Origin of the sequence: Colwellia sp. BRX8-9, assembly GCF_014077245.1 — a bacterium.
Lineage (GTDB): Bacteria > Pseudomonadota > Gammaproteobacteria > Enterobacterales > Alteromonadaceae > Colwellia_A.
On the sequence record NZ_JACGVN010000023.1, the window covers coordinates 29,022 to 55,359 of the forward strand.

Genomic DNA, 26,338 nt, shown 5'->3' on the forward strand with positions numbered 1-26,338 from the left:
CTTGGTAGCTAGCATCATGTTTTGCTGGCTTTATAGTTTTTTTTAAATGTTAGCAGCTAAGAGCCCTATTCCGCCTACAAGGATACCTTTAACAGAAATAGGTAAACCTCTTGTTAGCCAGAGGCTAAAGTAAAATATCCAACATTATTATCACATTCGATATTTTACTAAAAAGTACGTATAGAGTAACTATAAGCACAGAAGAGATTAACTTCTCGGACGTATAAATGGCATATGTCTATTTACATCTTTATATAATAAATATCTAAATGGACCTGGGCCACCGGCATAGCAAGATTGTGGACAAAAAGCACGTAACCACATAAAGTCACCCGCCTCTACTTCAACCCATTCACCGTTTAAATGATAAACAGCTTTACCTTCTAAAACATATAATCCATGTTCCATCACATGTGTTTCGTCAAAAGGGATCACGCCGCCTGGCTCAAAAGTTACAATGTTTACATGCATATCATGGCGCATATCTGATTGCTCAGTAAATCTTGTGGTTTTCCATACACCACCGGTATTAGGCATTTCAATAGCTTCAACTTCATGGTCACTGGTTACAAAAGCTTCTGGTGCATCGATGCCTTCAACGACTTGATAAGCTTTGCGGATCCAATGGAACTTTACATTTTCTAAACTATTATTTTTAAGTGTCCATTGAGCACCTGCAGGCAAATAAGCATACCCGCCTGATGTCATATGGTGATTTGTCCCTTCGATAGTAACATCCATTTCACCTTCAACAATAAAGAGTACACCTTCAGCATTTTCATCAAGTTCTGGTTTTTCAGAGCCGCCGTTTGGTGTTACTTCTACTATGTATTGAGAAAAAGTTTCTGAAAAGCCACTCAATGGACGAGCCAGCACCCACATCCTCATATTATTCCAAAAGGGTAAATAACTGATAACAATATCGGTTAACACACCTTTAGGAATAATTGCGTAAGCTTCGGTAAAAATAGCGCGATCAGAGATCAATTGTGTTTGTGGTGGTAATCCACCTGTAGGCGCATAATATGTACTTTTATTTGACATCTTCGTTTTTCCTTGTTGTTTGGGTTTCATTAAATTCTTTCCTGTAAGCGTGAAGTAAAGGCTCGGTATAACCATTGGGCTGTGTTTTCCCTTTAAAGACAAGATCTAATGCTGCTTGAAAAGCTAAACTACTTGCAAAGTTAGCAGACATTGGCTGATATAAAGGGTCATGGGCATTTTGTTGATCAACAATAACCGCCATTTTTTCTAAGGAAGACCTCACTTCAGACTCAGATAAGATACCGTGTGCTAGCCAGTTACAAATGTGCTGACTAGAAATTCTTAATGTAGCTCTATCTTCCATTAAGCCAACATTGTTAATGTCGGGGACTTTTGAAGCGCCCATGCCTAAATCAACCCAACGAACTACGTAACCCAATAGACCTTGGGCATTGTTATTAAGCTCTTTTTCAATCGCCTCTTTACCCAATTGCTCAGATTTTTTTAATAAGGGTACTGTTAATATATCATTTAGACGAGTACGAGATCTTTGCGCAATCCTACTCTGTACCTCAAATACATTCACTTGATGGTAATGTATAGCATGTAAGGTAGCCCCGGTTGGTGATGGAACCCATGCCGTATTAGCACCTGATAAAGGATGAGCAATTTTCATTTTCATCATATCAGCCATTTCATCAGGAATAGCCCACATCCCTTTACCAATTTGTGCTTTACCGGAAAAACCGCAGGCTAAACCTATATCTACATTCCTATCTTCGTAGGCTTTAATCCAGGGTTGTGCTTTCATATCACCTTTTAACACCATGGGACCTAGTAACATACTGGTATGTATTTCATCGCCCGTTCTATCTAAAAAACCAGTATTAATAAATACAACGCGATTTTTTACGGCTCTAATACACTCTTTCAGGTTGACTGTTGTGCGACGTTCTTCGTCCATTACCCCAATTTTAATGGTATATCTATCAAGACTTAAACCATCTTCAACAGCATTAAAGAGTTTATTAGCAAAAGCCACTTCATCAGGGCCATGCATTTTAGGCTTTACAATATAGACACTACCCTTTCTTGAGTTACGGTGAATACTATTTTTTTGTAAATCGTGTAAGGCTATTAAGGTGCTTATCATGGCGTCCATGATGCCCTCTTGAATTTCGAAGCCCTCTTGATCGAGTATTGCAGCGTTAGTCATTAAGTGGCCAACATTTCGACAGAATAATAAACTGCGTCCTGGCAAATTCAAGTTGCCACCGTTAAGGTCCTGATAAATTTTATCAGCTTTTAATACTCGCTGAGTTATTTTACCGGCTTTATCAATAGTTTCACTTAAGTCACCTTTCATTAGCCCTAACCAATTACGATAAACATGAATTTTTTCTTTGGCGTCTACTGCAACTACCGAATCTTCAAAGTCTTGTATTGTGGTTAATGCTGATTCTAAAGTAATATCTTTTATATCTGCAGCGTCTGTTTTACCAATAGCTGAGCTTGCATCTATTTCTATCGCCACACGTAAATCATGATGGTTAAGTAAAACTGAGCTGAGCTTATTCTTATCCCCCTGAAAGCCAATAAATTGTTCAGTATTTTTTAATAGTGAAGTACGACCATCAACTAAAGTGACTAAAAGCTTTTTATTGTCAATAGTATAAGCACATGACTGATGATGTGAGCCGTTGACGAGTGGAAAGTGATCATCTAAAAATTCACGACCGTAAGCGACTACTTTTGCTGCTCTAATAGGATTATGCGTTGCTTTTTTCTCAGCGCCATCTTCACCACTAATGACATCAGTTCCATAAAGGGCATCGTATAAACTTCCCCAGCGAGCATTAGCGGCATTTAATGCAAATCTAGCGTTGGCGGCGGGAACAACAAGTTGTGGTCCTGCTTGTGAGCTTACTTCACTATCTACGTTGTTTGTGGTGATAAGAAAGTCATCACCTTCAGGGCTTAAATAGCCTATATCAAAAAGAAATTGTTTATATTCCTCAATATCAAAATTATCTTGATGCGCGAGATTCCAATCATCAAGTTGTTCCTGAAATTGAGTGCGTTTTACTAATAAGGCTCTATTCTCAGGCCCTAATTGATGAGTGATTGTTGATAAGGATTTCCAAAAATTATCAGCAGAGATGTTTAAGCCGAGTAAAACCTCTTCTTCTATGAATTTTACTAAATCAATATCTACTTTTAGCAAGTTTTTCTGTTGATATATTGTCATTTCCTTAACCACTTATTCCTTAATTATACTTTGATTGTTATGTTAATTATCTGTTGAGGTCTGCGCTGATAAGCGTCTTTATCTAAAGCTGCAATGCTGATGAATGTATACAAATTCACAACACCTGTCAATAAAGACAAGGGATTGTATACACAATTGTTGACAACTTACCTTTGAGTCAACTCTATTAACATCAAACAATATTTATGCTTAATAAAACACCTTAACAATCATCTCAAGATCACCTGAAATTTACCGAAAAGTTGACCTATAAAGCGAGTAATGTGTATAAAAAATCTAGAATAATCGTCCATTTACTAACAGTGATAATCAATACTGACGGATGAAAAAACGAGTGATTACTTGACGACATCAAGATTGAAATTGGAGAATACGTTATCATGATCCATGTAGCAGACTACTTTTCAAATAAAGGTGAGCAACAAGATAAACCACCATTTTTAAATCGTATTCCAACTCATCTTGGCATTTTGACGCTAGCGCAAATTATTATGTACCGTTAGCGCGAGTATGTTGGTAAGTTATTTTATGGGAGCAGGTATTTTGGGTGCGTTAACCATGCCTTTTTTAGCGGTTAGAAGAACAGAATATCGTGGTTTTATTGCTAGTGTAATCTTTGTTTCAACTTACTTCTTTTGAGGGGGGCATTGTAATATTTTTACCCTATGCTCAATCTGTTAACAACAACACCAGTCAAACCTCTTAAATTAAGGCTCTTGGTGTTGTTGCAGTATCACTAGGTACTTGCTAATACTTATTCTGCTTTATGGTTTGCTAATCGTTTGTCATTGCAATAATTTTAGCTGCTTACTACTTATTCTGCTTTATGGTTTGCTAATTGTTTGTTATTGCAATAATTTTAGCTACTTACTACTTATTCTGCTTTATGGTTTGCTAACCAGTGCTCTGCAATATCTTGCCTTCTACACACCCAGACATCATTATATTTCCCAATATAATCTAGGAACTTAACCAGACTTGCAAAACGACCTGGTCGGCCAATAATGCGGCAATGCAAACCAATAGACATCATTTTTGGTGCATCAGCCCCTTCAGCATACAAGGTATCAAAAGTATCTTTTAAGTAACAATAAAACTGTTCACCTGAATTAAAACCTTGCGGACTAGCAAAACGCATATCATTGGCATCTAAACTATATGGGACAATTAAATGTGGCTTTTCTTTACCTTTTACATAATAAGGTAAATCATCAGCATAACTATCAGCATCATATAAAAAAGAGCCTTCTTCCATGACCAACTGTCGAGTATTTTCGCTCATGCGGCCAAGATACCAACCTTTAGGTTTTTGCCCTGTCATTTCTTTGTGAATAGCTATCGCTTTTTTTAAATGTTCACGCTCGGTTTCAATCGGTACATTTTGATAGTCTATCCACCTGTATCCATGACTCGCAATTTCCCAATCTGCTTTTAACATCGCTTCAACTGCTTCAGGGTTACGTTGCATCGCCATCGCGACACCAAAAACAGTTACAGGTAAGCCTCGCTGAGAAAATAAACGATGTAATCGCCAAAAACCTGCACGGCTGCCATATTCATAAAAAGACTCCATGTTCATATGTCGTTCGTTAACAAACGGTTGTGCGCCAATGATTTCTGATAGAAAAGTTTCCGAGGCATTATCACCATGTAGAATGCAATTCTCGGCTCCTTCTTCATAGTTGATCACAAATTGCACCGCCACTTTTGCCTTATTTGGCCAAGTAACCTTAGGTGCATGCTCTCCGTATCCTTTCATGTCTCGAGGGTAGTTATTCATATCTATTTTACTCATGCTAATGTCAACTCAATAGTTTCGTTTTCTAAAGTAAGTTCATTACAATGTTTGCCAGCACCGGCCTTATCAAAGACGAAAAAAGTCGGTCTTTTTCTGAAATTAAGGCCATGTGCCAAATTCCTGCATGAAAATTAAAGTTTTGTTGTTCATGGGTTACAAAAACTTGTAAATTTGCACTAGAAACAGAGTCACCTGCCATTTTTATTATCTTGGAGATAACTTGTTAGAGGCGATAGCTAGGAGCAAACTCGAGATGTGTATCACCTGTTGAATTTGCATCACTGACATGGGCTACATCGGCAAAAAAATAGCTATCATCCCACGCAAAGCCTGTTGCATTTGCAATAGTGAACGTTGCTTCATTGCCATCAATGCTTCGTTTATTATGTCCTGTGCCATATAAGCCTGCTACTTTAAATGTACTAAAAGTAGCAGCTTGTATTGTAGCCGAACTCAAACCAAGAAATAGAAACGAAGCAGCACTAATAACTGTGGTTATCATGTTCATTTCTCTTCTCGGTTTTTATTTTGTTGTAACTTTTTATTCTGTAATTATTTAGTTGTATAAAGTAAAGGTTACATTACTCTTTTGTTGTTTGACGTTGTTGATACCACAGAGCAATTAACTTCCGCTCTGAGTCAGTAATTTTGGTTAAGTTACCTATAGGCATAGCTTTAAGGACTACGGCTTGCTGATAAATTTGAGTGGCTTGCGCTTTAATTTGTTCAGGTGTGTCATAAATAAAGCCTTTAGGCGCAGCGGCAAAACCAGCTTGAGTAGGTTTGTCTGCATGACAAGATGAACAACGCTGTTGAATAATGGCTTGAACTTGAGAGAATTCTACAGGTGAGACTGTTGAATCAGTATTCGTCACGATTGACTTAGGCGCCATAGCCCAGATAACGACGGCCATAATAACTACAGCAGTAACTAACGCTCCTGTTAGTGGTTTTCCTGGCGTGTGACGCGAAACAAAGAACACCCGTATTAAGGCACCTGCCATAGAAATACCCATTAATATTAACCAGTTATACTCATGGTTATAGGTCATGGCATAGTGGTTACTTATCATCACAAAGACAACAGGTAAGGTAAAGTAAGTGTTATGAACAGAACGCTGTTTGCCTGCTATTCCCGGGGCGGCGTCAACTTTCTCGCCTGCGATGAGCCTTTCGACCATTTTCTTTTGGCCAGGAATAATAACAAAGAATACGCTAGCTGCCATAATAGTACCTAACATGGCACCAAAGGTCATAAAAGCGCCACGACCACTAAATATGTGTGTTAATGCATAAGCGGCGGCAGAGACAAGTGCAAAAATCACAACACCTAAAACTAAATCGTTTTTAGCTAAAGCAGATTTACATAAGAAATCGTAAATAAAGTAGCCACCAAACATAAAGCCTAAGCTAATTGCAATGGCTGTGCTTTGCGATATATCAGCAACACTTGTATCAATAAGGTAAATATCAGCGCCATACCAGTAGACAATAGCCATCAAAAAGAAACCGCTGATCCACGTTGTATATGCTTCCCATTTAGACCAATGAAGATTATCGTCTAAAGGTTGGTTTTTGGGACCCAACATGTATTTTTGCGAATGATAAAAACCACCACCGTGTACCGCCCATAACTCACCAAAAACACCATTTTGGGTGTCTGCAGGATTTTTAGGTGTATGTAATGAATTATCTAGCATAACAAAATAAAATGATGCGCCGATCCAAGCTATGCCGGTAATGATATGAAAACTTCGCACTAAAAAATTTAATACATCGAACAAATACGCTTCCAAATTTCTGACCCTTCTAAAGAATTTATATTGCATTTATAGCGCGGCTTAATTTGCCAACTTAACTATAGCTTAAGGCTTGTGTTGTGTAATTTACATTCATTACTAAACATCAACTTAGCATATGAAACAAAAACAACATTGTCAACAATCTTGTTTACAATTAACCATCAGTACAAACAAGTATTTTTGCCCATAAACTAAAGCCAAAAAATTCCAATGACTTTATGTTTTTAAAAATATAGGTGATTTTTCTACAGGAAGGGATTGAAATTATAAGAGTTATATCTATTGTTAGCGCTTCTCAACAAGCTGCATACCACAACCTTTTAAAATGATATGTTTTATCGTTCTTTTAGCATCATCAAAGTCGCTATTGGTCAGCGGCCTATCTAAAGCAGCTTCAATCTCAACTGAAAAATTAGCATAATGTTGAGTTGCCCCCCAAATAGTAAACAACAAATGGTAAGCTGATATTTGCTCATCTAACTTACCTTGCGCTTGCCATGATTGAATGATGTTAGCTTTGTCAGTGATCCACTGTTTAAAATCTGTTTTCAAATATTGACTTAAATAAGGCGCGCCATGCAGTAACTCACTAGCAAAAATAATTGAAGGAGTAGGATTAGTTCTTGAATACTCTATTTTCGCATCTATGTAGCTTGCAATTGCTTTTGCTGGGTCATCATTGGGCTTTATATCAGCAAAAGCTTGATTCCATAAATTGATAATATTAGTTAACACCGCACCATAAAGCGCGAGTTTATTCGTGAAATAATAATGAATGTTACTTCTGGGTAACATTGCCGTTTCAGCAATACGCGCAATGGACGCACCATTAAAGCCATATTTCTTAAACTCTTGTTCAGCAGCTTTTATTATTTTATTTTTGTTTAATAGCCTAGCTTTTTGTTGTGTATTGACTAAATCATCATCAGAAATTTTTATTATTGCCATATTTTAACCAAAGACCTAACCGTTAACGCATTAACGTTTTTTAAATATATCAACTAAATCGCTAGTAAATTCTTTTTCATCTAAATTTAAACGCGTCTCAATACTATGAATATGTTGATACATAAGTGCTGTAGCTTTTTCAACCTGACCTTTTTCCATTACGTCGATAAGCTCGAAGTGTTCAAAATGCGAGCATTTAGGCGCATCAGGGTTTTCATACAGTACAATCACTAAAGAGGTTTGCGGTATTAAGGTTGTTAGAATGCGCTCAAGCGTGGTGTTTTTTGATATCTTCGCCAGCATCAAATGAAAGTCGCCACCGAGTTGAATACCTTCAACCATATGTTCACGTTTGATATTATTTTCTTCTGATTTAACTATTTTTTTCAATAAGTCGAAGTCACTATGCGTTGCATGCTTAATGACATCTTTAACAATCTCTACTTCAATTAATTTTCGAGCTTCAAGAATATCTTTACCTTGTTTAACGGTCGGACTTGCGATAAATGCCCCTTTGTTCGGTTGAATTTCAATAATATGGTCTTGAGAAAGTCGCAGTAAAGCACTACGAATCGTTGTACGACCCACATTGAATATTTTTGATAAATTTTCTTCAGTCAGCCGAGTACCAGGGCGTAAACGAAACGATAATATTGCATCAAAAATTTCTTGGTATATTTCTTTATCGCTAATTTTTTTAATTTTTTCGTCAGACTTCAACTTAACTTTCATCACAATCCTAAATACAAATTGACCACTTGGTACTAATCCTCTTAGATTATAGTATATAGAGTTTTATGTTAACTAGTCATTGAACTTCATTACAATCAATAACCTTATCGCTTATTTAAATAAATAGTGCCTAACTGGCGCTGAATATCAAAGAGACAGTCTCATGTTAAACAATCAAAATTTAAACTAAAGATCCCTAAATAGTTAATCTTCATTATGAGCATTTTTTGATGGGTAATCGAGTAACCTGTTAACGCTAACTAATGTTACATTATAGACTTGAGGTTTTACATTCTTTATCTCAGCTGTGGCTGAGTGAGACTGATAAACTTAGCACCCTAATCCCTATTTAGGGTTTAGGGTGACGATGAGAACTAAACGCTAGCCATTAGAAGCCCCTAATAGCTCATTTAAGATAACCAAAGCACCCGTTCTTCGAATCAGGGGACAGCTAAAACTGCCAGTATCCCCTCTAAAAACACTTAATACAATATGGTCAATCCAACAAATCGTTATACTAATATAGTATGGTTTTAACCGCCAAATTTAAAACGTAAACCAGCATTAACGGTAAAACCATCGTTTCTTGACCAAATGTTGGTTGTCCATCGACCGCTAGGTGCTTGTTCCGGTAATACTAAAGAGTCATCCTTTGTTTGTCGCACATTTAACAAGTTTTCAGCATTAACGAAAAAGCTTACTTGTCCGATGGTAACTTGACCCAGCAGCCCTAAGTGCCAATAAGGGCTGCTCCGCTCTCGATATGGGTTGTTTTCAAGTTGTTGTGTACCCGTATAGTAAGCTTCAAATCCTACCATATGACTACCATGTTCTTCCCACATTACAACAAGACCAGCCGAATGTTTAGGGGTCAACGCTAAGGGTACTCGGCCAAATTGCGGATCTCTTTCTTTAGTGGCGTCTATGTATAGATAGCTACCGGTAAATTTAATATCTTGCCAGCGATAGCGTAGTAATAATTCAGCACCGTTAATGTTACTTTCGCCAGCAGCATTGACGATAAGAACTTGCTTTCTTGAAGCATCATCACTATTAATCACAGCTAACTCAGTAACGTTATCAATATCTGACGCAAATAATGTTAGGCTAGTTTCTGCACTGCCCAGCACATAGCTAAAATCTATAGATGCGGTAGATGCTCGCTCCTCATCAAGACTCTCTAGCGGCGCAAGTCGAGATAAACCGGCTTCATCAATATCTTCAATAAAAGGACTTGGTGCGAAAAAACCTTGCCCATATGCCCCTCTAACCGACCAGCTTTCTTGGTTGTATAATAATGAAATTCGCGGGCTTACTTGTGTTCCGTATTCATTATGCCAATCAGCACGTGCACTAAGCGACATAGAAATATCATCACTGACTTCATAATCTAGTTGCGAAAATAGTCCCGGCACTTGATAGGAATAATTAAATTCAGAAAAGGTATCAGATTCGAACTTTTCAGACTGTAGTGCTAAGCCAACTAGCCATGCCGCTTTATCAGAATACCCTGACAAACTCGACTCAATCAGGCTGCTTGTATGGCTGTCATCCTCTTGAACAGGACCAAATTCATGCTCGTGGTCTTGTTTCATTGCCGAGCCACGGACATTAATAGTCATCACCTGCCCCAATGGGCGGTCATATATGAAGCCAACATCGGTTCTAAGCGTACCCTGTGTTTGAGGAAAACTATTACCATCAGGTAAAGTAGCGTCACCTAAAGTACCACCATCTCTTTGTTCTTTCATTGCACCCAAGGTAACGTAAAGGTTTGCACCATTATCTTGCTGCCAATAGAAACGAGGTCGGACACTGTGCCTTTCGTAGCCAGCCAAATCAATCCAGCCATCGTTATCTAGGTCTTGCTCTTCTTGATGATGAACTCCAGCAGTAATCGATGCACTTAAAGCGCTAGTTAAAGGAGCGGCAAAGTATGAAGTGATATCTTGACCATTTTTAGACGTAGCATTAAGTAACACTTCGCCCTCATAAACATCTGAAGGTGTGCGTGAAATTAGATTAATCACTCCTCCAAGTGCTGAGCCACCATAAAGAGAAGAAGCAGACCCTTTAATTATTTCAACATTTGCAAGGTCTGTAGGTGGAATTTGCAACAGGCCAATTGAAGCGGTTTGACCACCGTATAAGGGTAAACCGTCACTTAAGAGCTGTGTGTAACGACCATACATTCCTTGCAGTCGAATGTTGGAACTTCCTAACGCAGGCGAGGTGGTTTGCACTCTAACGCCCCCCGTTTCAGCCACTAACATAGAGATGTTCCCTGGACGCATTAGCGCTTTTTCTTGTATTTCTTCTCCATTAATAATTTCGGTTCGTGTTGCCGATTCAGTAACGATACGACTTAAACGAGAAGCGCTTACTTGAATTTTTTCAATTTTGTTATCGTTATGTTCATGGTGATCTTTGTCGTGTTCATCTTCATTGTTATTTTCATTCGCGTAAGAAAACGCAGGGATTAACAGCATGGCTACTGCCGTTTTTAATGATATTTTAAACATTTTTACCTCAGGTATTACTTGATAATAATTCAGCACAAGGGCGCTAATTAACTTGAAAAGTGATGAGTTGTACAATCTTTGTTATTCTAAGTTTTTATGAGGTAAAAATAGGAGGCCGATAGAGCAAGGGAGAAATAGATTTAAGCTGCTCAAATTGTTGCATATAAAAAGCTTCAGCTAAGATAGTTATTTTAGCTGAGTGAACGACAGTATTAAAATATACCGTTGATGAACATGCATTAACAATACAAGTACAATTAACATCGCAACATTCGATACCACAGCAGTCTTCTGGGGTAGCTTTACTAACTGTACTTAAACCGTAATGTTTTACTTGTTCGCTGGTGTCAAAAGAAAGAGATTTTTCTGAATTTTCACAAGACATAGCAGTATTAAAGCTAATTGCTTGCCCAACGAAGGCAACAAGCATCATTGCTATAATAAACATTCTTAACACTGCTTTAAACATAAAAAACCTTAAAAACCATACGCAGAGTATTATAAGAGTTTATTCATGATATGTGAACAATCATAGGCAACTTCGTGCGAGTTATCTATTAAGTCGGTACTATAAACTGTTTAAGCGATTATTAATTATAATGCCTATTTTGTCAGATAAGCAGACAAAAGTAGCATTAGCCTTTTTATGATGAACGACATCTATGGTAGCCTTGCTGGCAGTTATTGGTGGGCTTGGGTTAGGTGAAACATCTATTTTCTGCCTGTTGATGTCTACCTTTAAGAGCGGTTTTAATAAACGTTGATTTTAATTACCCGTATTATTTTGTACTGACAAATCAAACGTTTTTACATCACAGTTACTGAGGGCATCGCAACCTCTTATAATAAACCTTAAGCTTGATAGGTCATTATCTTGAAAAGACTCGCTTCCTACAGATTTGTTTCCAAAAGAGCAAGATAAGCTGTTGTCATCAATTACACATTGAACTTCACCTGTTGCGTTTGGGCAGAGTGAGAAAGAAGCGCTACCACATTTAAGCCCGGCTATTTTATTATCGTCAGAATATACGTCGCCATTAATCGATAAGTATAAATCTATTCTGTAGGCTGCAGAAGTCGGTGATACCCACTGAACTTCAAAGCGAGTACCTTCTGTAACAGTAACCTGCTCTCCTTCATAATAATCTCTTGAATCAAAGCGAATATTTTGTAAGGTGAAGCCTTCCTCAACCGGTGGCAATATATTAATCTCTGGTGTTTTTTTATCAGCACCGCCGCCACAAGCGCTAAGCACGATTAAAGTAGTGGTTAATATAGTTAATAAAAGATGTTTCATCGATGTCCTTTTTATTACGTTAAATGTATTCCATACTTGACAGCTCAGTAGTCAAAGAAGACATTAAGCTTTTCAGTTCATTACGTCAATAACAGGCACTAAAGTCATGTTAATATAATTGAGTGACGGATGACGTTATTGCAAATCATAAGAAATTATTTTTAGCTGAAAATCTCTCCAACAAGCTTATTACTGCCGTTGGTATTTCACCTATTTATACACAAGAATACTACATTGACGTCACTAGTCTCTAAAGCATTGAGGATTACCATCAAACTTCAAATCAATAAAATCGCTCATTTAAATCAAATAGAATGCTCAATTAGTAGACATCCGCTTGAGCTAAAATACCTTTGTTTATAAGTTGAGTAAGAACATAGTTACACTTTATTTTTAAGTGTTCTCTAAGCAGGCGAACTGCCGGAGTAATGGTCTGTCTACTTGGGCAAATAATCCATAATTCTGTTGGCTTAGGGACAAAGCCAGTTAATAGTGTCACAAGTTGGTTACTCAGCAAGTCATATGACATATCTAAACTAGATTTTACAGCTATTCCCTTACCACTTACACACCAACGCCTGACTAGGTCAGCATCGTTTGAAACGCGATTACTTTTCATTTTGACTTTAATAAACTCACTTTTATAAGAGAATTCCCATACATCATGAACAATGTCATGTAACTTATATAGAAGACCGTTATGTGTGGTCAAATCATTAGGATGCTTGGGTATACCATGCGCTTCTAGGTACTGAGGTGTTGCACAAATAACTCGTGGTACATTACAGATTTTAAAACCGTAAAGGTTGGCATCATTTGGTGAACCATAGCGCAAGGCAATATCAACGGGATCCCTATAGAAATCAATATTACTATCACTGACATGTAATTTAACACTGATCCCTGTGTGCTCTTCCATAAATTCATCAAGCCAAGGTAATACTAAATTCCGACCTAAATCTGAGGGGATAGAAATTCTTAATTCACCATCAATAATGTCTAAATCATCTTTAACATTTTGCTTAGCTACGTCAAGCATTTGCAATGCTTGCTGACAATTTGGAATATACCTTTCTCCTGCAACAGAGAGCCTTAAGCTTCGAGTCGTTCGTATAAACAGATCAACGCCAAGCGCACGTTCAACCCTTTTTATTGCTGCACTAGCTGTTGCTGTATGCATGTCTAAACTCTCTGCCGCTGCAGTAATACTGCGAAATTCGGCAACTTTTAAGATTACATTAAGATCTTCTAATAGCATGATTGTCAAAAATAATTTGATAAAGATTCTATCATTATGCTGTTTCTATTTGAGCGATCAAGTCATATCATTATAATCACCATAACAATTAACGTTAACTCCCCGTAATTAACAATTTTAAAGCTTTGGAGAAAAACCATGAAAGCAGTTGGCTACATACAATCATTACCGATCAGTAATCCTAAATCATTAATAGACATCGAGCTATCGCAACCTACAGCTTCAGGACATGACTTATTAGTACAGGTTATGTCTATCGCTGTTAACCCTGTAGATTACAAAATCCGTCAAAATGTTGCAGCAGATAACGATGAATACAAAGTGCTTGGTTGGGACGCTGTTGGTGAAGTCGTGGCCATAGGTGAGTCAGTGAGGCACTTTAAACCTGGGGATAAAGTCTTTTATGCCGGAGATTTAAATCGCCAAGGAAGTAACGCCGAATATCAATTAGTTGATGAGCGCATCGTCGGTCATAAGCCAAAAAGTTTATCAGATGGCGAAGCCGCTGCATTACCATTAACCGCGATTACTGCTTGGGAATTATTGTTTGAACGCTTATTAATCAAACAACAACATCCTGAGATAAAGAAAAAATCAAACGATATAATTTTAATTGTTGGCGCGGCGGGAGGTGTCGGTTCGATTTTAGTTCAGTTAGCAAGTGCACTAACAGGCGCAACTGTCATTGCTACGGCGTCACGAGATAGTTCTGCAAAATGGGTAAAAAAACTGGGGGCAGATTATGTTATCGATCACTCCAAATCACTAGTATCACAAATTGAACAATTAGCTATAGGGCAAGTAACACACGTTGCTAGTTTAACGCATACTGACTCCTATTTAGATAGCTTTGTTGAACTGTTAGCTCCAATGGGAAAGATAGCTTTAATTGACGATCCTAAGTCGCTTGATATCAGTAAACTTAAATTTAAAAGTTTATCCCTGCACTGGGAGTTTATGTTTACACGTTCAATGTTCAAAACAACAGATATCAATGAGCAACATCGCTTACTTAACAAAATTGCAGACTTGATTGACCAAGGATATATCCAAACTACGGTCGGTAAAAACTTAGGAACCATTAACGCTAAAAACTTAAGAGCGGCCCATAAAATACTTGAATCAGGACAATCGATTGGAAAAATTGTTTTAGAAGGTTTTTAAAAGCAGTCCTAGAAATGTAAGAGACTCTTTAAGACGATTAAGTATAATTATTAATAACTTAATAATAGGTATAAAAATGAAAAAATTACTTTCAGTAATAGCTTATAGCATAGCATTACTCACTACAGCGACGACATTAGCCAATAACAGCGAGCTTCACACAGTCGCTACATTCGATGCACAACATCCACCGGGTAACATTGCTATTACGCCATCGGGAAGAAAGTTTTTGTCGATACATGGATTTTATGGACAAAAGCAAAAGATCATGGAGCTTATGCCAGACGGCACCACAAAACCTTATCCTAATGAAGAATGGGCATATGCTTACAATAATGGTAAAGGTTTTTACGGTGTTCTGGGTATTAATGTATCAGCCGAGGGTGTGTTATGGATGCTAGATACGTCGGGTCCTGATCATGCGGGGCGATTAGTGGGTTGGGATACTAAAAGTGAGCAGCTTGATAAAATTATTTATTTAGCAAAGCCAACGATTACAGATACGTCGTTTCTAAACGACTTAGCCGTTGATAACAAAAATGGCTATATCTATATTGCTGACACGGCACAAGGTAGTCAAGCCGCAATTATTGCTGTTAACCTTAAAACAGGTGCCGCACGAAGAATACTGCAAGACAGCCATTATACTCGTGCTGAAAACATCGACATAGTTATTGACGGTCGCACAATGAAAATTGGCGGGCAAGCTGCGCGTTTGGGTGTAAACCCAATCACTCTTGAGCCCAATGAAGAATGGTTATACTTTGGCTCTATGTCGGGCACATCGGTATATCGTGTTGCCACAAGCGCAATTATAAATGAAAGTCTGTCAAGTAAAGAGCTAGAGGAAAAAGTACAGCACTACGGTACTAAGCCTATTTCTGATGGTATTATTGTCGATGGTGGCGGCAATATATATGTCACCGATATTACTAACGGCGCTATTGGCGTGGTTAAACCTAGTGGCGATTACCAAGTGTTATTTAAAGATGAACGTCTTGTGTGGCCTGATGGTTTTAGTTACGGAGACGATGATAAAATTTACGTTACCGTTAATAAACTTCACCGTTCGCCAATACTCAACAATGGTAAAGATGACAGCCAAGGGCAATATAGCGTGCTTTCTTTTAAGCCACTTGTTAAAGGTAAAGTAGGTCGTTAGTGCCCCCTACTTTTGACTTATCAATGGTAAAGATGACATCCAAGGGCAATATAGTGTGCTTTCTTTTAAGCCACTTGTTACAGGTAAAGTAGGTCGTTAGTGCCCCGCTACTTTTGACTTATCAATACTAAAAGTCTTTTGGTCACTTTTAACCATTAAAAATATTAAGGTAATTATCAATACGACCGTCTATTTTATTAATGAAGCAGACGTTCTATCCTAATATCGCGGCTCATAATATGAACCACGATATTAGAGCTTTAATGGTCAATATTCATTGATAATTAAACGGTTCTCAACCTCAGCGATAACAATAAAATAGTATTGCGCAACGCTCAAGTAATCATTAAGAAATTTGCTTAACGGCTAATTCAGGTGGTACCAAAGGCGCAATATCATTAACATAAAAAGTATCGCTAGAGGCTTGATTCCACCATGTTAACCACATCCCAGTAATATTTTCTTGCGTTAACTGACTCTCAGTCAGTTCAGGTACTGTGTGGGTATTAGATTCTAACATGCCGTTTGGTGTTCTACGTTTTATCATGTTGTAAGTTAACTGCGAGACATCATCTAGTCCCATGCTTCCCAATAATTCAAAGAAGCTATTTAGGGTGTGATGATGAAATGAGGTTACACGTTTGCCTTTTACTTCTATATCGATGGCTTTAGAGCGATTTTTATCTTGTGTGGCGACCCCCGTTGGGCACATATTGGTGTCACATTGTCTAGATTGAATACAGCCCAATGACATCATAAATGTTCGGGCCGCGTTGACAATATCAGCACCAAAGGCAACCTTGTTAAGCATGTCAAAACCCGAAGCTGTTTTACCGGCTGAAATCACCCGTATCTGTTTACGTAGTCCTAATCCAACAAGTGCCTGATGAACAAAATAGGTTCCTTCCAAGCAGGTCATACCAAGTCTGTTACTAAATTCCACGGGGGCAGCGCCTGTGCCCCCTTCTGCGCCATCAACCGTAATAAAATCAAGGTATATGTTACTTTCCAACATGGCTTTGCCAAGACATAAAAATTCAGCGGGGTTACCAACACAAAGTTTGATACCGATGGGCTTGCCACCACTTAACTCTCTAAGTTGGCTAACAAATGACAGTAATTCAAATGGGCTATTGCATTCAGGGTTAATCGCCGGAGAAACACAATCTTCTTCTTTACTAACACCTCTGATCTGCGCGATTTCATCTGTTATCTTAGCTTTAGGAAGTACGCCACCATGACCAGGCTTAGCGCCCTGCGACAACTTTATTTCAATCATTTTTACTTGTGCTAATTGAGCCGTTTTAGCAAACATCACAGGATTGAAACGGCCATCTTCATTTCGACAGCCAAAAAGCCCTGTACCTATTTGCCAAACCAAGTCTCCACCATGTTTTAAATGATAAGGGCTAACACCACCTTCGCCAGTATTATGATAAAAGCCACCTGCACCTGCGCCTAGATTCATCGCTTCAATAGCTTCTGCACTTAAAGAGCCATAACTCATTGCTGATATATTTAATCTTGACGCTTTATAGGGTTTTGAACATTGTCGCCCGCCAACTGAAACGTGCTTAGATTCATCCTTTATTGTTTTTGGTGCTAGCGAGTGCCATATACTTTGATAGTTAGTTTGCATTAAATCTCGTTGAGTACCAAAGGGAATGGTGTCTGTTACCGACTTTGCACGTCGATAAACCAGATCTCTTTGTTCGCGATTAAAAGGCATTTCTTCGGTGTTATTGGCAATAAAATACTGTTGAACTTCTGTTCGTATTGACTCAAAGAAGTAACGAAAGTAAGCAAGAACCGGATACAGTCTATTTAAGGTATGTTTACTTAGGGTAAGATCATATGCACCTACTATTGAATAGGTCAGGGTAAAAAACACCAAAAAACCAGGGAACCAACCAGCAATAGTATAAAGTAAGATAAAGCTACTGATGTTACCTAGGGTTAAAACTTTCCAGTAAAATTTTTGCGCTGAAGTCATTTTTTAAATATCCTACTATATTTCTAATCTGCTTATTTAACCCCATTGATCAATGGGATAATATTATTTTTTGATGCATGGCGGTAATAAATAGTTGTAAAGCCTATAGAGACTGAAAATCTTTATCAATCATCTTCACCACCCACCAGTTAATGTAATTTCAGGTTAGGCCTTAACGCTCTATTAACCCTACCAACAAGGACAATGAGTAAGGTTTTAAGCACACCAAAAAGTGTCACTTGGTGCATGCGGTATAACCCAATATAAACCAGTCTTGCCAACTTACCCTCGATGAACATACTGCGTTGATTAATGTTTCCCATTAGGCTGCCTACTGCCGTGTAAGATGACAATGACACCAAGGAACCATAATCGATATATTCATAGGCAACCAAGGGTTTCAATGCTAATTTAGCAATAATATTGGTAAAGACAGTCGATGCCATTTGATGTGCTGCTTGCGCCCTAGGGGGAACTTTTATCCCTTTTAATGTCGTGCATGAGGCGCAGTCGCCAAGGGCAAATATATCGTTGTCTAAGGGTGTTTGCAGGAATGGATTAACCAGTAATTGATTGTTCTTTGCGCTTTCCAAACCGCCAATAGCTTGCATAAAATCAGGTCCCTTTATGCCCGCCGCCCAAACAGTAATGCTGCTAGCGATTTCACGGCCATCTTTTGTTATTACACTGTTGGGCGTAACTTCAGTAACCGCGGTGTTAGTATTTACGGTGATACCAAGCGCCTCTAGTTCTTGTTGTGCACTTTGCGCTATACGTTCAGGAAGTGCAGCAAGGATCCGAGGCCCTGCTTCTACAATGTGAATATCTAGACTCTTTTTTGATAAATGGTCATATCCATAATTTTTCAGTAATTCAGAGGTTTTTACTATTTCTGCAGCAAGCTCTACGCCTGTAGCACCACCACCAATAATGGCAATATTGAGACTGCTGCGCGTATCGTCCCCTTTAAGTCGTAAAAAAGCATTAAGTAACTCAGTATGGAATCGCTCTGCATTTTCACAAGTATCAAGAAATGTACAGTACTCCTTTGCTCCCAACGTATTAAAGTCATTCGTTACAGACCCTAACGCAAATACCAATAATGAGTATTTAACCTGGCGAGCAGGAAATATTAAAGCACCGTCTTGATCATTTAATTGTTTTAAAAGTACATGCTTCGATTCTCGGTTGAGTCCATCAACTACACCTAGCTGAAACAAAAAACCATTACGCGCACCATGGGATAAATAATCAACACAATCTATATCTGCGTCAAGTGAGCCTGAAGCGACTTCATGTAAAAGTGGTTTCCAAACATGTTTTCTATTTTGGTCGATTAAAATAACTTTTTGTTTGGTTTTTCGAAAATACTTGCCGAGTTTAGTGGCAAGCTCTAAACCTCCTGCACCACCACCGATTATAACAATGGGGTCTGAAGAAATGGTCGGTTTTCGCCACCAAGGCCTGATTAACATTTTATTCGCTGATCCTTAAACTATAATGAGCCAACACCATTAAAAGCTAGCGTTATTTGTATTAGATATTCCCTACCTTAATCTATGCTTAAGTTAGCGAATATGTAATAAACTATCATGCTATCTTTATGAATGCACTAAGGATAAAGCGTGTCTTCCTGGTTTAAACGTTTAGGTCCATTTCTTGGTGTTGTGTTCTTTCTTATGGCTGCGACACGAGTCTATTTTAAATTAGAACATTTTAAATATGCAGACTCTCTTTCAGCCTTGAGTAGTAGATCTAGTTGGGTTTTCGGCCTGGGTGTTATACTTACTTTGCTAAATTATCTGATCTCCAGCCTTATTAATAATAAGTTAATCCTAAATATTACTAACGACTTCATTACCAATAGAAGTCGTTAATATCTAGGCTAAAATTTACAGATCTTTTATGTTGTTAAGATAGTTTTTATAGTTAGACTTTTTATCTTCGAATAATTTCAGTAAATCTAAAGTAACAAAAACACCATGCTGCTGCTCGCTGTTAGTCGTTAAACCAAAAGAATAAGTATTGTTTATGTGAAACATAACCCCGTGAGATACCGACTTAACTGAAACTCTATCTGCATAGGTAGAGACGACTGAAAGTCCCAAAGGTATCTTTAACTGCCAGTAATTAATCCCCGCCCATTCTATAGCAAGTGCTTCTTTCATCTGTTCGCCATGTTCAGCATCGACACTGTAATGCATAATAATAGAAGGATGTAAGGCAAAGTACTGTTTATTGGGGGGTGGAACTAAACGGTTTTCTTTTAATTTATCTTGGTAATACCAAGTATTAATGGCTAAATCTATAAACGTTTGTGAACGCGAATTTTCAAAATAATTTGACCATGCAGTGTTCTTTAAAGCTATATTCATACCTGCTTTTGAATTGGCATATTTATAAGAAGATTCAAAAGGAGCAACAATTGCCTTATGCAAATTATCAAAGAGGATCTTACAGTTTTTTGGGCCATACCCCTTACAGTCAGCATTATCTAAAACTGCAATTTCTTCATTGTTATACTTTAGATGATATTTTCCTGTCTTAGTGCTTTTTGAGGCATTAATATTTTTAGGGTACGACAATGTGGTTAACGATTGATAAGCATTGTTGATGATAAAATCGCTGTCGACACCCATTTTTTCTAGCGGTTTAACATGCAAGGAAAGTTTTTCCTTCCAATTAATAAACCAAGCATTCATCGCTTGATCGACTTCTGAGCCATCAAGAAGTTTATTACATATTTTCAGAGAAATATCATCAACACCCTCATACATATTAATAAAAACCTTCCCTTTTGTAGCGTCGTGTTTTTGACAAATAAGCTCTTCAGAAAAAGAAGATAAAGATATCAAGGCAAGTAAAATAGCCGCCAATAAATATTTCATTGTTTATCCTCCTTGAAATATCTAATAAAACCGGTGATAGCTGCCACTAATCCCTTAATGTCAGCAGTAAAGCCGCCTGTTTGTTGATAATTTTTAATTTTATTTAGCTCTCCTTGATAATGTTTAAATGCCTTATTAGCTTGTGTTTGCTCAGTAGAGCTGGGGTCGAAGTCATCTAAAAATGTATAAAGTAAAGGATAAGATACTTTTGGATCTTCAATGTACCCTTTAATTGAATGGGTATTCTTGCGACTAAATTCTTTAGTAACAATTTTTCGATATGCATTATCAAACGCTGATTCACTTATCCAACTACCATTATTTTTAGGATCGAAGCGTCTAAATAAATCAAAAGCAATAGGGTCGCACTCATGATAGATATTATAAAATTCATTCATTATTCCGCCAACACCAGGTTTAACAATAGATTGATAAGGTGAAGTTAAACCAGAAGCCCACGTGACTAAATCGCTAACATTAGCGAAACTCCAATAGGTAGATATTTGCGGTTGACCGAGCGGTTTTTCATCAGGAAAGAGTTTATTTAATGAGTCATGCATTACTGACGTGCCAAGAGAATGCGTTAAAAAATGATAAGTCGTACCTGCACTGTGTTGGCCAAATATACTCACTAACTCTTTGATAACAAAGCCCCTAACGCTTTCACCAAATATAGACAAATATAGGATAACATCTAAGGCATGAGTATTTTCAAAGGTATCACTCCCCAGATTGGCATCAATACCTATCAATTTATTCATTAAGTCAGGCGTATCAACACCCGCCAGCTGAGTTTTAATGAAGTGTTCAACTGTTTTACTGCTGCTTGAAATTTCCTTACGGATCTTCTCAAATAGATGGTCATAACTAATACTATGAATGATCAATTCATTTTCAATTTTTAGTTTTTTATAACTTGGATACCTTTCCAATGCATTGTTAATTGACTCAACAACGTCTTCTTTAAAAGAGTCAGAGGTGTGCATTCCAATGCCATGCATTAAAATCAAGACGGGTTTATCGCTCATTTTTTTCTCCAAATATCGACGTCAATGTTAAATTAAATAGACTTTACGAACGTGAAGATTCAGCCGAGTAAAAAAGGAAAGGCGCTATCCTAGCTAAGTCAAATTGAATCCATTTAAGTTCAATAACCAACTATAGGTGCAGCCTATAAATTAAACAACAATAGAGCGCCATTAGTTTATGTTATATAGATTTTCATAATGAACATAACCTTATTCGCTAACTTATTATTGATTTGCTGAAATTTAAAATATCATTATTTTGCGGTGAGTAATTCGCCATGCTCACTGATAAGCAGTTGACATGGCTTTTACTTAAACGATTATTTGATAGGTAAAGCGCCTGATAAATTTTATTCAGGGGTAGCGCTATTAGTGGGGTTTTTCACATGTATATCTAACCATTAATATTGTTCCCACAGCATATGGAGCAACGACTCTCTGGCTCGATAACCGTGTTGCTCATGTGGTAGCATCACCAAGCGAGCATTACCGCCAAGTCCTTTTAGCGCAGCAAACATTCGTTCTGATTGCATTGGAAAAGTACCTGAATTTGGATCTTCTTTACCGTGGAGCATCAACATTGGCTCATTAATTTTTTCTGCATGAAAGAACGGTGGCATCGATGCATAGGCTGGTTGACCTTCCCAAAAACTACGCTCTTCTCCTTGAAAGCAGAAGGGTTCGGTGGGTATTTCACTTACAAACATCTATGCTCGCAATAATTACTTTATAATTAGGCCAGAAACATCCGATAGCACTTCAACTTAATCTTGCTTAGGTTACAATCTAGCAAGACATAAAAACCAATCAATTCGTCCTAAGGAAATTCATGAATCAGTTACTACGTGCCGACGATAAAGGTACATCACTTTTTATCATCAACAAAAATAACTATAACGACTGGTTAAGCGAGCAAACTCAGCAAAACCAAGCATGGTTAGCCAATACTAATTATAAAGCTGAAGGTTTAGCGTTATTACCTAATACTCAAGGGGAGTTGTCGCTAGCAGTATTTGTTGTTGAAGATGCCAATCACTTCTTTGCCTGTGGCGAATTAATTAAGCAACTTCCTCCTGGTCAGTATTTGTTACATGCGAAAGATGAACAGCAACAAGCCATCTGTTTTTCATGGCTAATGGGCGCCTATAAATTCGATCGTTATGTAACAAAAAACAAAAATAATGACCCGCTTCCCTGCTTAGCCGTTAATAATCAGACCATAGTCGACAGTGCCATTAAATATGCCGAGGCAACGACTTTAGTACGTGACTTAGTCAATACGCCAGCAGCTGATATGATGCCAATAGATCTTGGTGACTGTGCGCAAAACTTGGCTAATAGGTATCACGGCCAAGTTCAGCAAATTATTGGTGATGAGCTGGTCGAACAAAATTACCCAACCATACATGCCGTTGGTCGCGCGAGTGCGCATGCACCTCGTTTAATTGACTTAACTTGGGGTAATAGCCATCACCCAAAAGTAACGTTAGTGGGTAAAGGCGTTTGCTTTGACAGTGGAGGTCTCGACTTAAAACCCGCTGCTGGTATGCGTAATATGAAAAAAGATATGGGCGGATCTGCACATGTCCTCGGATTAGCTCAACTAATTATGTCGCATAACCTACCAATTAATCTACGAGTACTCATTCCTGCGGTAGAAAATGCCGTGTCGAGCAATGCCATAAGACCTGGTGATGTTATTACTACACGCGCAGGTATTACCGTTGAAATTCACAACACTGATGCAGAAGGTCGCTTAGTATTGTGTGATGCTCTAACAGAAGCTGACACCGAACAGCCTGATTTAATTATTGATTTTGCAACCCTAACTGGCGCAATGCGTGTTGCTTTAGGCACAGAATTACCAGGATTTTTCTCAACAAGCGATGAAGTTGCTGCAGGTATTACCCAAGCGGGCAGCAAAATTAGCGATCCGGTCTGGCGTATGCCCCTTTATAGCCCATACGGTGATTTACTGAAAAGCTCTATTGCTGATATGACCAATTGCGCCGCAATACCCTTTGGTGGTGCAATTACCGCGGCATTATATCTACAAGAGTTTGTTAAAAAAGAGACTGATTGGGTTCACTTTGACGTGATGGCATTTAATATCAGAGCTTTACCAGGGCGCCCCCTTGGCGGTGAAGCTTTTGGTATTCGCGCCGTATTTGATTACTTACAAGCTAAGTATAAATAAGCAATTAAAACCACATCGCCATAAAAGTTAATAACTGCGGTGCTTTTGCGCCGCATTTATTCATAAATGTCTGTCGCTACCAAAGCTAGTTTTTATTGATACTTTCCCCATTTTTCTGTCGGTACCTCACTTAACAACACCTTGCTTTATCACGAGCTGAGTACCTCACTCAATAATCAAAAAAAAGCCATAATATTCAAAATAACACTTGATCTAAATCAACAAAGGTTTAAACTTTCAGAAATTACTGAAAGTTCAGAAGACTTAATTATGATTATGACAGCTAAAATCGAATCGTTCGTTATGCACTGTGGTGAAATGGGCAGTCGCTGGGGCTTTAACCGCACCGTAGGTCAAATGTATGGTTTATTAATTATTCACAATGATTCACTCACTGCGCTACAAATATCAGAAGCCCTCAACATTTCTCGCGGTAATGTCAGTATGGGTATTAAAGAATTACAGTCTTGGCGCTTAGTTCAAGTACAACATAAACCCAAAGATCGCAAAGAATATTACTCACCGGCTGGGTCTATTTGGGAAATGGCAATACGTGTCTTTGAAGAACGTCGCAAACGTGAGGTTGACCCTACCCTGTCACTATTACGCGATAATCTTTTAGATGAACCCGCTAACCCTCAAGAACAATATGCACAGCAAAAAATGCATGAGATGCATGACCTACTTGAAACGATTACCCATTGGGCGGCAGAACTACAAAGCATGAGCCCAGAAAAACTTAATACATTAATGAAACTTGGTGCCGGTGTCAGTAAAGTTATTGATATAAAAGATAAACTTTTAAATAAAAACTAAATTGTCACTTTGACTTTTTTAAAGCTAGCACATTAATGTTATAAAAAATTGTCACTTTAAACGTTAAACCCGTTGATGATACTCGTGTTTTCTAGGGTTTATGGAGTAAATCATGTTAGAAACCTTAATGCTTTCACGCATCCAGTTTGCCGCTAATATTAGCTTTCATATCCTGTTTCCAACAATAACCATCGCACTGAGCTGGTTTTTGTTTTATTTCAAATTACGCTTTGACCAAACCAATGATCCTATCTGGATGCGGGCCTACCGTTTTTGGGTCAAAATTTTTGCCCTTACCTTCGCAATAGGTGTGGTTACCGGTATTACTATGTCGTTTCAATTTGGCACTAACTGGCCAAAATTTATGGAAACAGTCGGTAATATAGCGGGACCATTATTGGGTTATGAAGTACTCACTGCTTTCTTTCTAGAGGCTGGTTTTTTAGGCATTATGTTATTTGGTATGAATCGAGTTTCGGCTCGAGTACATACATTATCAACGTTAATTGTCGCTTTTGGTACCAGTTTATCGTCATTTTGGATCCTAGCACTTAACTCTTGGATGCAAACGCCTCAAGGTCATGAGATGCGCGATGGTGTCGCATTCCCCGTTGACTGGTTTGCTATTATTTTCAACCCATCATTCCCTTACAAATTGTCTCATATGCTGGTTGCCTCTGGTTTAACGGCAGCATTTTTAGTTGCGGGTATAAGTGCCTATCGCCTACTCAAGGGTGATAACAAAAAAGCGCCACAATTAACGCTAAAAATAGCGTTAACAGTCGCTGCGGTGCTGGCACCAGTACAGATATTGTTAGGTGATATGCATGGGTTAAATACCTTAGAACATCAACCACAAAAAATTGCTGCCATGGAAGGTATTTGGCATACCGAAAAAGGAGCACCGCTGTTGTTATTTGCACTTCCTGATGAAGAGCAAAAAACCAATCATTTTGAAATAGCCGTTCCTAAAATGGCCAGCTTTATTTTGACACACGATTTTGATGGCGAAATAAAGGGGCTAAACGAATTTGAAGGTAACCATCCCCCTGTTGCGCCGGTGTTCTTTGCTTTTAGAATCATGGTGGCTTTAGGTCTCTTCATGTTTATTGTCGCTTGGTTTAGTCGTTTTCAATTGTGGCGTAAAAAACAATTGCCCCCTTGGCTATTAAAAGTACTGGTTGCGATGAGCTTCTCGGGTTGGGTCGCCACATTAGCGGGCTGGTATGTCACTGAGATTGGCCGACAACCTTGGCTAGTGACAGGGATTTTAACGGTAAAAGATGCAGCGACAGATATAGCACCAGCAAATGTAGGAATTACACTTACACTTTATTTGACTTTATATGTTGTCATTATGGTGGCCTACCTACACACCCTATTTACGATGGCAGGACGAGCGATTGAACTTGAAGAATTCAGTATCGATGAACAAGTAAAACCTGTTATTCACACACCTAGTAAATCAATCGAGGGATAA

22 protein-coding genes and 1 pseudogene are annotated in these 26,338 nt (G+C 38.2%); 6 read left to right on the top strand and 17 right to left on the bottom strand.

What is annotated here, in order from left to right:
* Window positions 1–207 precede the first annotated feature (207 nt).
* Both H4J70_RS16605 and H4J70_RS16610 read right to left on the bottom strand, forming a co-directional pair.
* On the bottom strand, window positions 208–1,074 hold the full coding sequence (locus tag H4J70_RS16605; protein ID WP_259364865.1) for a bifunctional allantoicase/(S)-ureidoglycine aminohydrolase: 867 nt from the start codon (window positions 1,072–1,074) through the stop codon (window positions 208–210).
* Window positions 1,034–3,232, bottom strand: a complete 2,199-nt coding sequence (locus H4J70_RS16610) for a malate synthase G (protein WP_182216245.1) — start codon at window positions 3,230–3,232, stop codon at window positions 1,034–1,036. Before H4J70_RS16610 ends, H4J70_RS16605 begins: the two co-directional genes overlap by 41 nt.
* Window positions 3,233–3,633: 401 nt before the next feature.
* Between H4J70_RS16610 and H4J70_RS20785 the strand changes: the two genes are divergently transcribed.
* Window positions 3,634–3,756, top strand: coding sequence for a hypothetical protein (locus H4J70_RS20785; RefSeq protein ID WP_259366819.1), 123 nt, complete (start codon window positions 3,634–3,636; stop codon window positions 3,754–3,756).
* A gap of 371 nt (window positions 3,757–4,127) precedes the next feature.
* On the opposite strand, the gene puuE is transcribed toward H4J70_RS20785, so the two are convergent.
* The 10 genes from puuE to H4J70_RS16660 form a co-directional block, all read right to left on the bottom strand.
* On the bottom strand, window positions 4,128–5,048 hold the full coding sequence (puuE, locus tag H4J70_RS16615) for an allantoinase PuuE (protein WP_404842411.1): 921 nt from the start codon (window positions 5,046–5,048) through the stop codon (window positions 4,128–4,130).
* Window positions 5,049–5,076: 28 nt separating this feature from the next.
* Window positions 5,077–5,250, bottom strand: coding sequence for an ureidoglycolate lyase (locus tag H4J70_RS16620; RefSeq protein WP_182251498.1), 174 nt, complete (start codon window positions 5,248–5,250; stop codon window positions 5,077–5,079).
* A gap of 24 nt (window positions 5,251–5,274) precedes the next feature.
* A complete protein-coding gene (locus H4J70_RS16625; RefSeq protein WP_182251499.1) occupies window positions 5,275–5,559 on the bottom strand; it encodes a hypothetical protein in 285 nt (94 codons plus the stop codon).
* A 73-nt stretch (window positions 5,560–5,632) separates the two neighbouring features.
* Window positions 5,633–6,835, bottom strand: a complete 1,203-nt coding sequence (locus H4J70_RS16630; RefSeq protein WP_259368073.1) for a urate hydroxylase PuuD — start codon at window positions 6,833–6,835, stop codon at window positions 5,633–5,635.
* Between the two features lie 303 nt (window positions 6,836–7,138).
* Complete coding sequence (locus H4J70_RS16635) at window positions 7,139–7,801, bottom strand: TetR/AcrR family transcriptional regulator (RefSeq protein WP_182216237.1); 663 nt, start codon at window positions 7,799–7,801, stop codon at window positions 7,139–7,141.
* Between the two features lie 30 nt (window positions 7,802–7,831).
* On the bottom strand, window positions 7,832–8,533 hold the full coding sequence (locus H4J70_RS16640) for a GntR family transcriptional regulator (protein ID WP_182242397.1): 702 nt from the start codon (window positions 8,531–8,533) through the stop codon (window positions 7,832–7,834).
* 533 nt (window positions 8,534–9,066) lie between these two features.
* Window positions 9,067–11,055, bottom strand: a complete 1,989-nt coding sequence (locus H4J70_RS16645; protein WP_182251501.1) for a TonB-dependent siderophore receptor — start codon at window positions 11,053–11,055, stop codon at window positions 9,067–9,069.
* Between the two features lie 94 nt (window positions 11,056–11,149).
* On the bottom strand, window positions 11,150–11,524 hold the full coding sequence (locus H4J70_RS16650; protein ID WP_182251502.1) for a hypothetical protein: 375 nt from the start codon (window positions 11,522–11,524) through the stop codon (window positions 11,150–11,152).
* A gap of 297 nt (window positions 11,525–11,821) precedes the next feature.
* Window positions 11,822–12,352, bottom strand: coding sequence for a hypothetical protein (locus H4J70_RS16655; RefSeq protein ID WP_182251503.1), 531 nt, complete (start codon window positions 12,350–12,352; stop codon window positions 11,822–11,824).
* A 322-nt stretch (window positions 12,353–12,674) separates the two neighbouring features.
* The gene (locus tag H4J70_RS16660; RefSeq protein ID WP_182216230.1) at window positions 12,675–13,610 is read right to left on the bottom strand and encodes a LysR family transcriptional regulator; all 936 of its coding nucleotides are present in this window, start codon (window positions 13,608–13,610) and stop codon (window positions 12,675–12,677) included.
* Window positions 13,611–13,748: 138 nt separating this feature from the next.
* On the opposite strand from H4J70_RS16660, the gene H4J70_RS16665 reads away from it, so the two are divergent.
* Together H4J70_RS16665 and H4J70_RS16670 are read left to right on the top strand one after the other, a co-directional pair.
* The gene (locus H4J70_RS16665; RefSeq protein ID WP_182251504.1) at window positions 13,749–14,774 is read left to right on the top strand and encodes a zinc-binding alcohol dehydrogenase family protein; all 1,026 of its coding nucleotides are present in this window, start codon (window positions 13,749–13,751) and stop codon (window positions 14,772–14,774) included.
* Between the two features lie 76 nt (window positions 14,775–14,850).
* The gene (locus H4J70_RS16670; RefSeq protein ID WP_182251505.1) at window positions 14,851–15,936 is read left to right on the top strand and encodes an L-dopachrome tautomerase-related protein; all 1,086 of its coding nucleotides are present in this window, start codon (window positions 14,851–14,853) and stop codon (window positions 15,934–15,936) included.
* A 346-nt stretch (window positions 15,937–16,282) separates the two neighbouring features.
* Here H4J70_RS16670 and H4J70_RS16675 read toward each other — a convergent pair whose 3' ends face one another.
* The 5 genes and pseudogenes from H4J70_RS16675 to H4J70_RS16695 all read right to left on the bottom strand — a co-directional run.
* The gene (locus tag H4J70_RS16675; protein WP_182251506.1) at window positions 16,283–17,929 is read right to left on the bottom strand and encodes an FMN-binding glutamate synthase family protein; all 1,647 of its coding nucleotides are present in this window, start codon (window positions 17,927–17,929) and stop codon (window positions 16,283–16,285) included.
* A 149-nt stretch (window positions 17,930–18,078) separates the two neighbouring features.
* A complete protein-coding gene (locus H4J70_RS16680) occupies window positions 18,079–19,404 on the bottom strand; it encodes an NAD(P)/FAD-dependent oxidoreductase (RefSeq protein WP_182251507.1) in 1,326 nt (441 codons plus the stop codon).
* Window positions 19,405–19,821: 417 nt separating this feature from the next.
* A complete protein-coding gene (locus H4J70_RS16685) occupies window positions 19,822–20,817 on the bottom strand; it encodes a hypothetical protein (RefSeq protein WP_182251508.1) in 996 nt (331 codons plus the stop codon).
* On the bottom strand, window positions 20,814–21,845 hold the full coding sequence (locus tag H4J70_RS16690; RefSeq protein ID WP_182216220.1) for a hypothetical protein: 1,032 nt from the start codon (window positions 21,843–21,845) through the stop codon (window positions 20,814–20,816). The genes H4J70_RS16685 and H4J70_RS16690 overlap by 4 nt, the downstream gene beginning before the upstream one ends.
* 401 nt (window positions 21,846–22,246) lie before the next feature.
* Window positions 22,247–22,525: pseudogene (locus tag H4J70_RS16695) on the bottom strand (alpha/beta hydrolase family protein); the annotation flags it as partial.
* A 149-nt stretch (window positions 22,526–22,674) separates the two neighbouring features.
* Here H4J70_RS16695 and H4J70_RS16700 point away from each other — a divergent pair.
* From H4J70_RS16700 to H4J70_RS16710, 3 genes are all read left to right on the top strand, one after another.
* Complete coding sequence (locus H4J70_RS16700; protein ID WP_182216218.1) at window positions 22,675–24,042, top strand: M17 family metallopeptidase; 1,368 nt, start codon at window positions 22,675–22,677, stop codon at window positions 24,040–24,042.
* A 270-nt stretch (window positions 24,043–24,312) separates the two neighbouring features.
* Window positions 24,313–24,858: a GbsR/MarR family transcriptional regulator gene (locus H4J70_RS16705; RefSeq protein WP_182175603.1), complete on the top strand. Its 546-nt coding sequence runs from the start codon at window positions 24,313–24,315 to the stop codon at window positions 24,856–24,858.
* A 112-nt stretch (window positions 24,859–24,970) separates the two neighbouring features.
* Window positions 24,971–26,338, top strand: coding sequence for a cytochrome ubiquinol oxidase subunit I (locus H4J70_RS16710; RefSeq protein WP_182216216.1), 1,368 nt, complete (start codon window positions 24,971–24,973; stop codon window positions 26,336–26,338).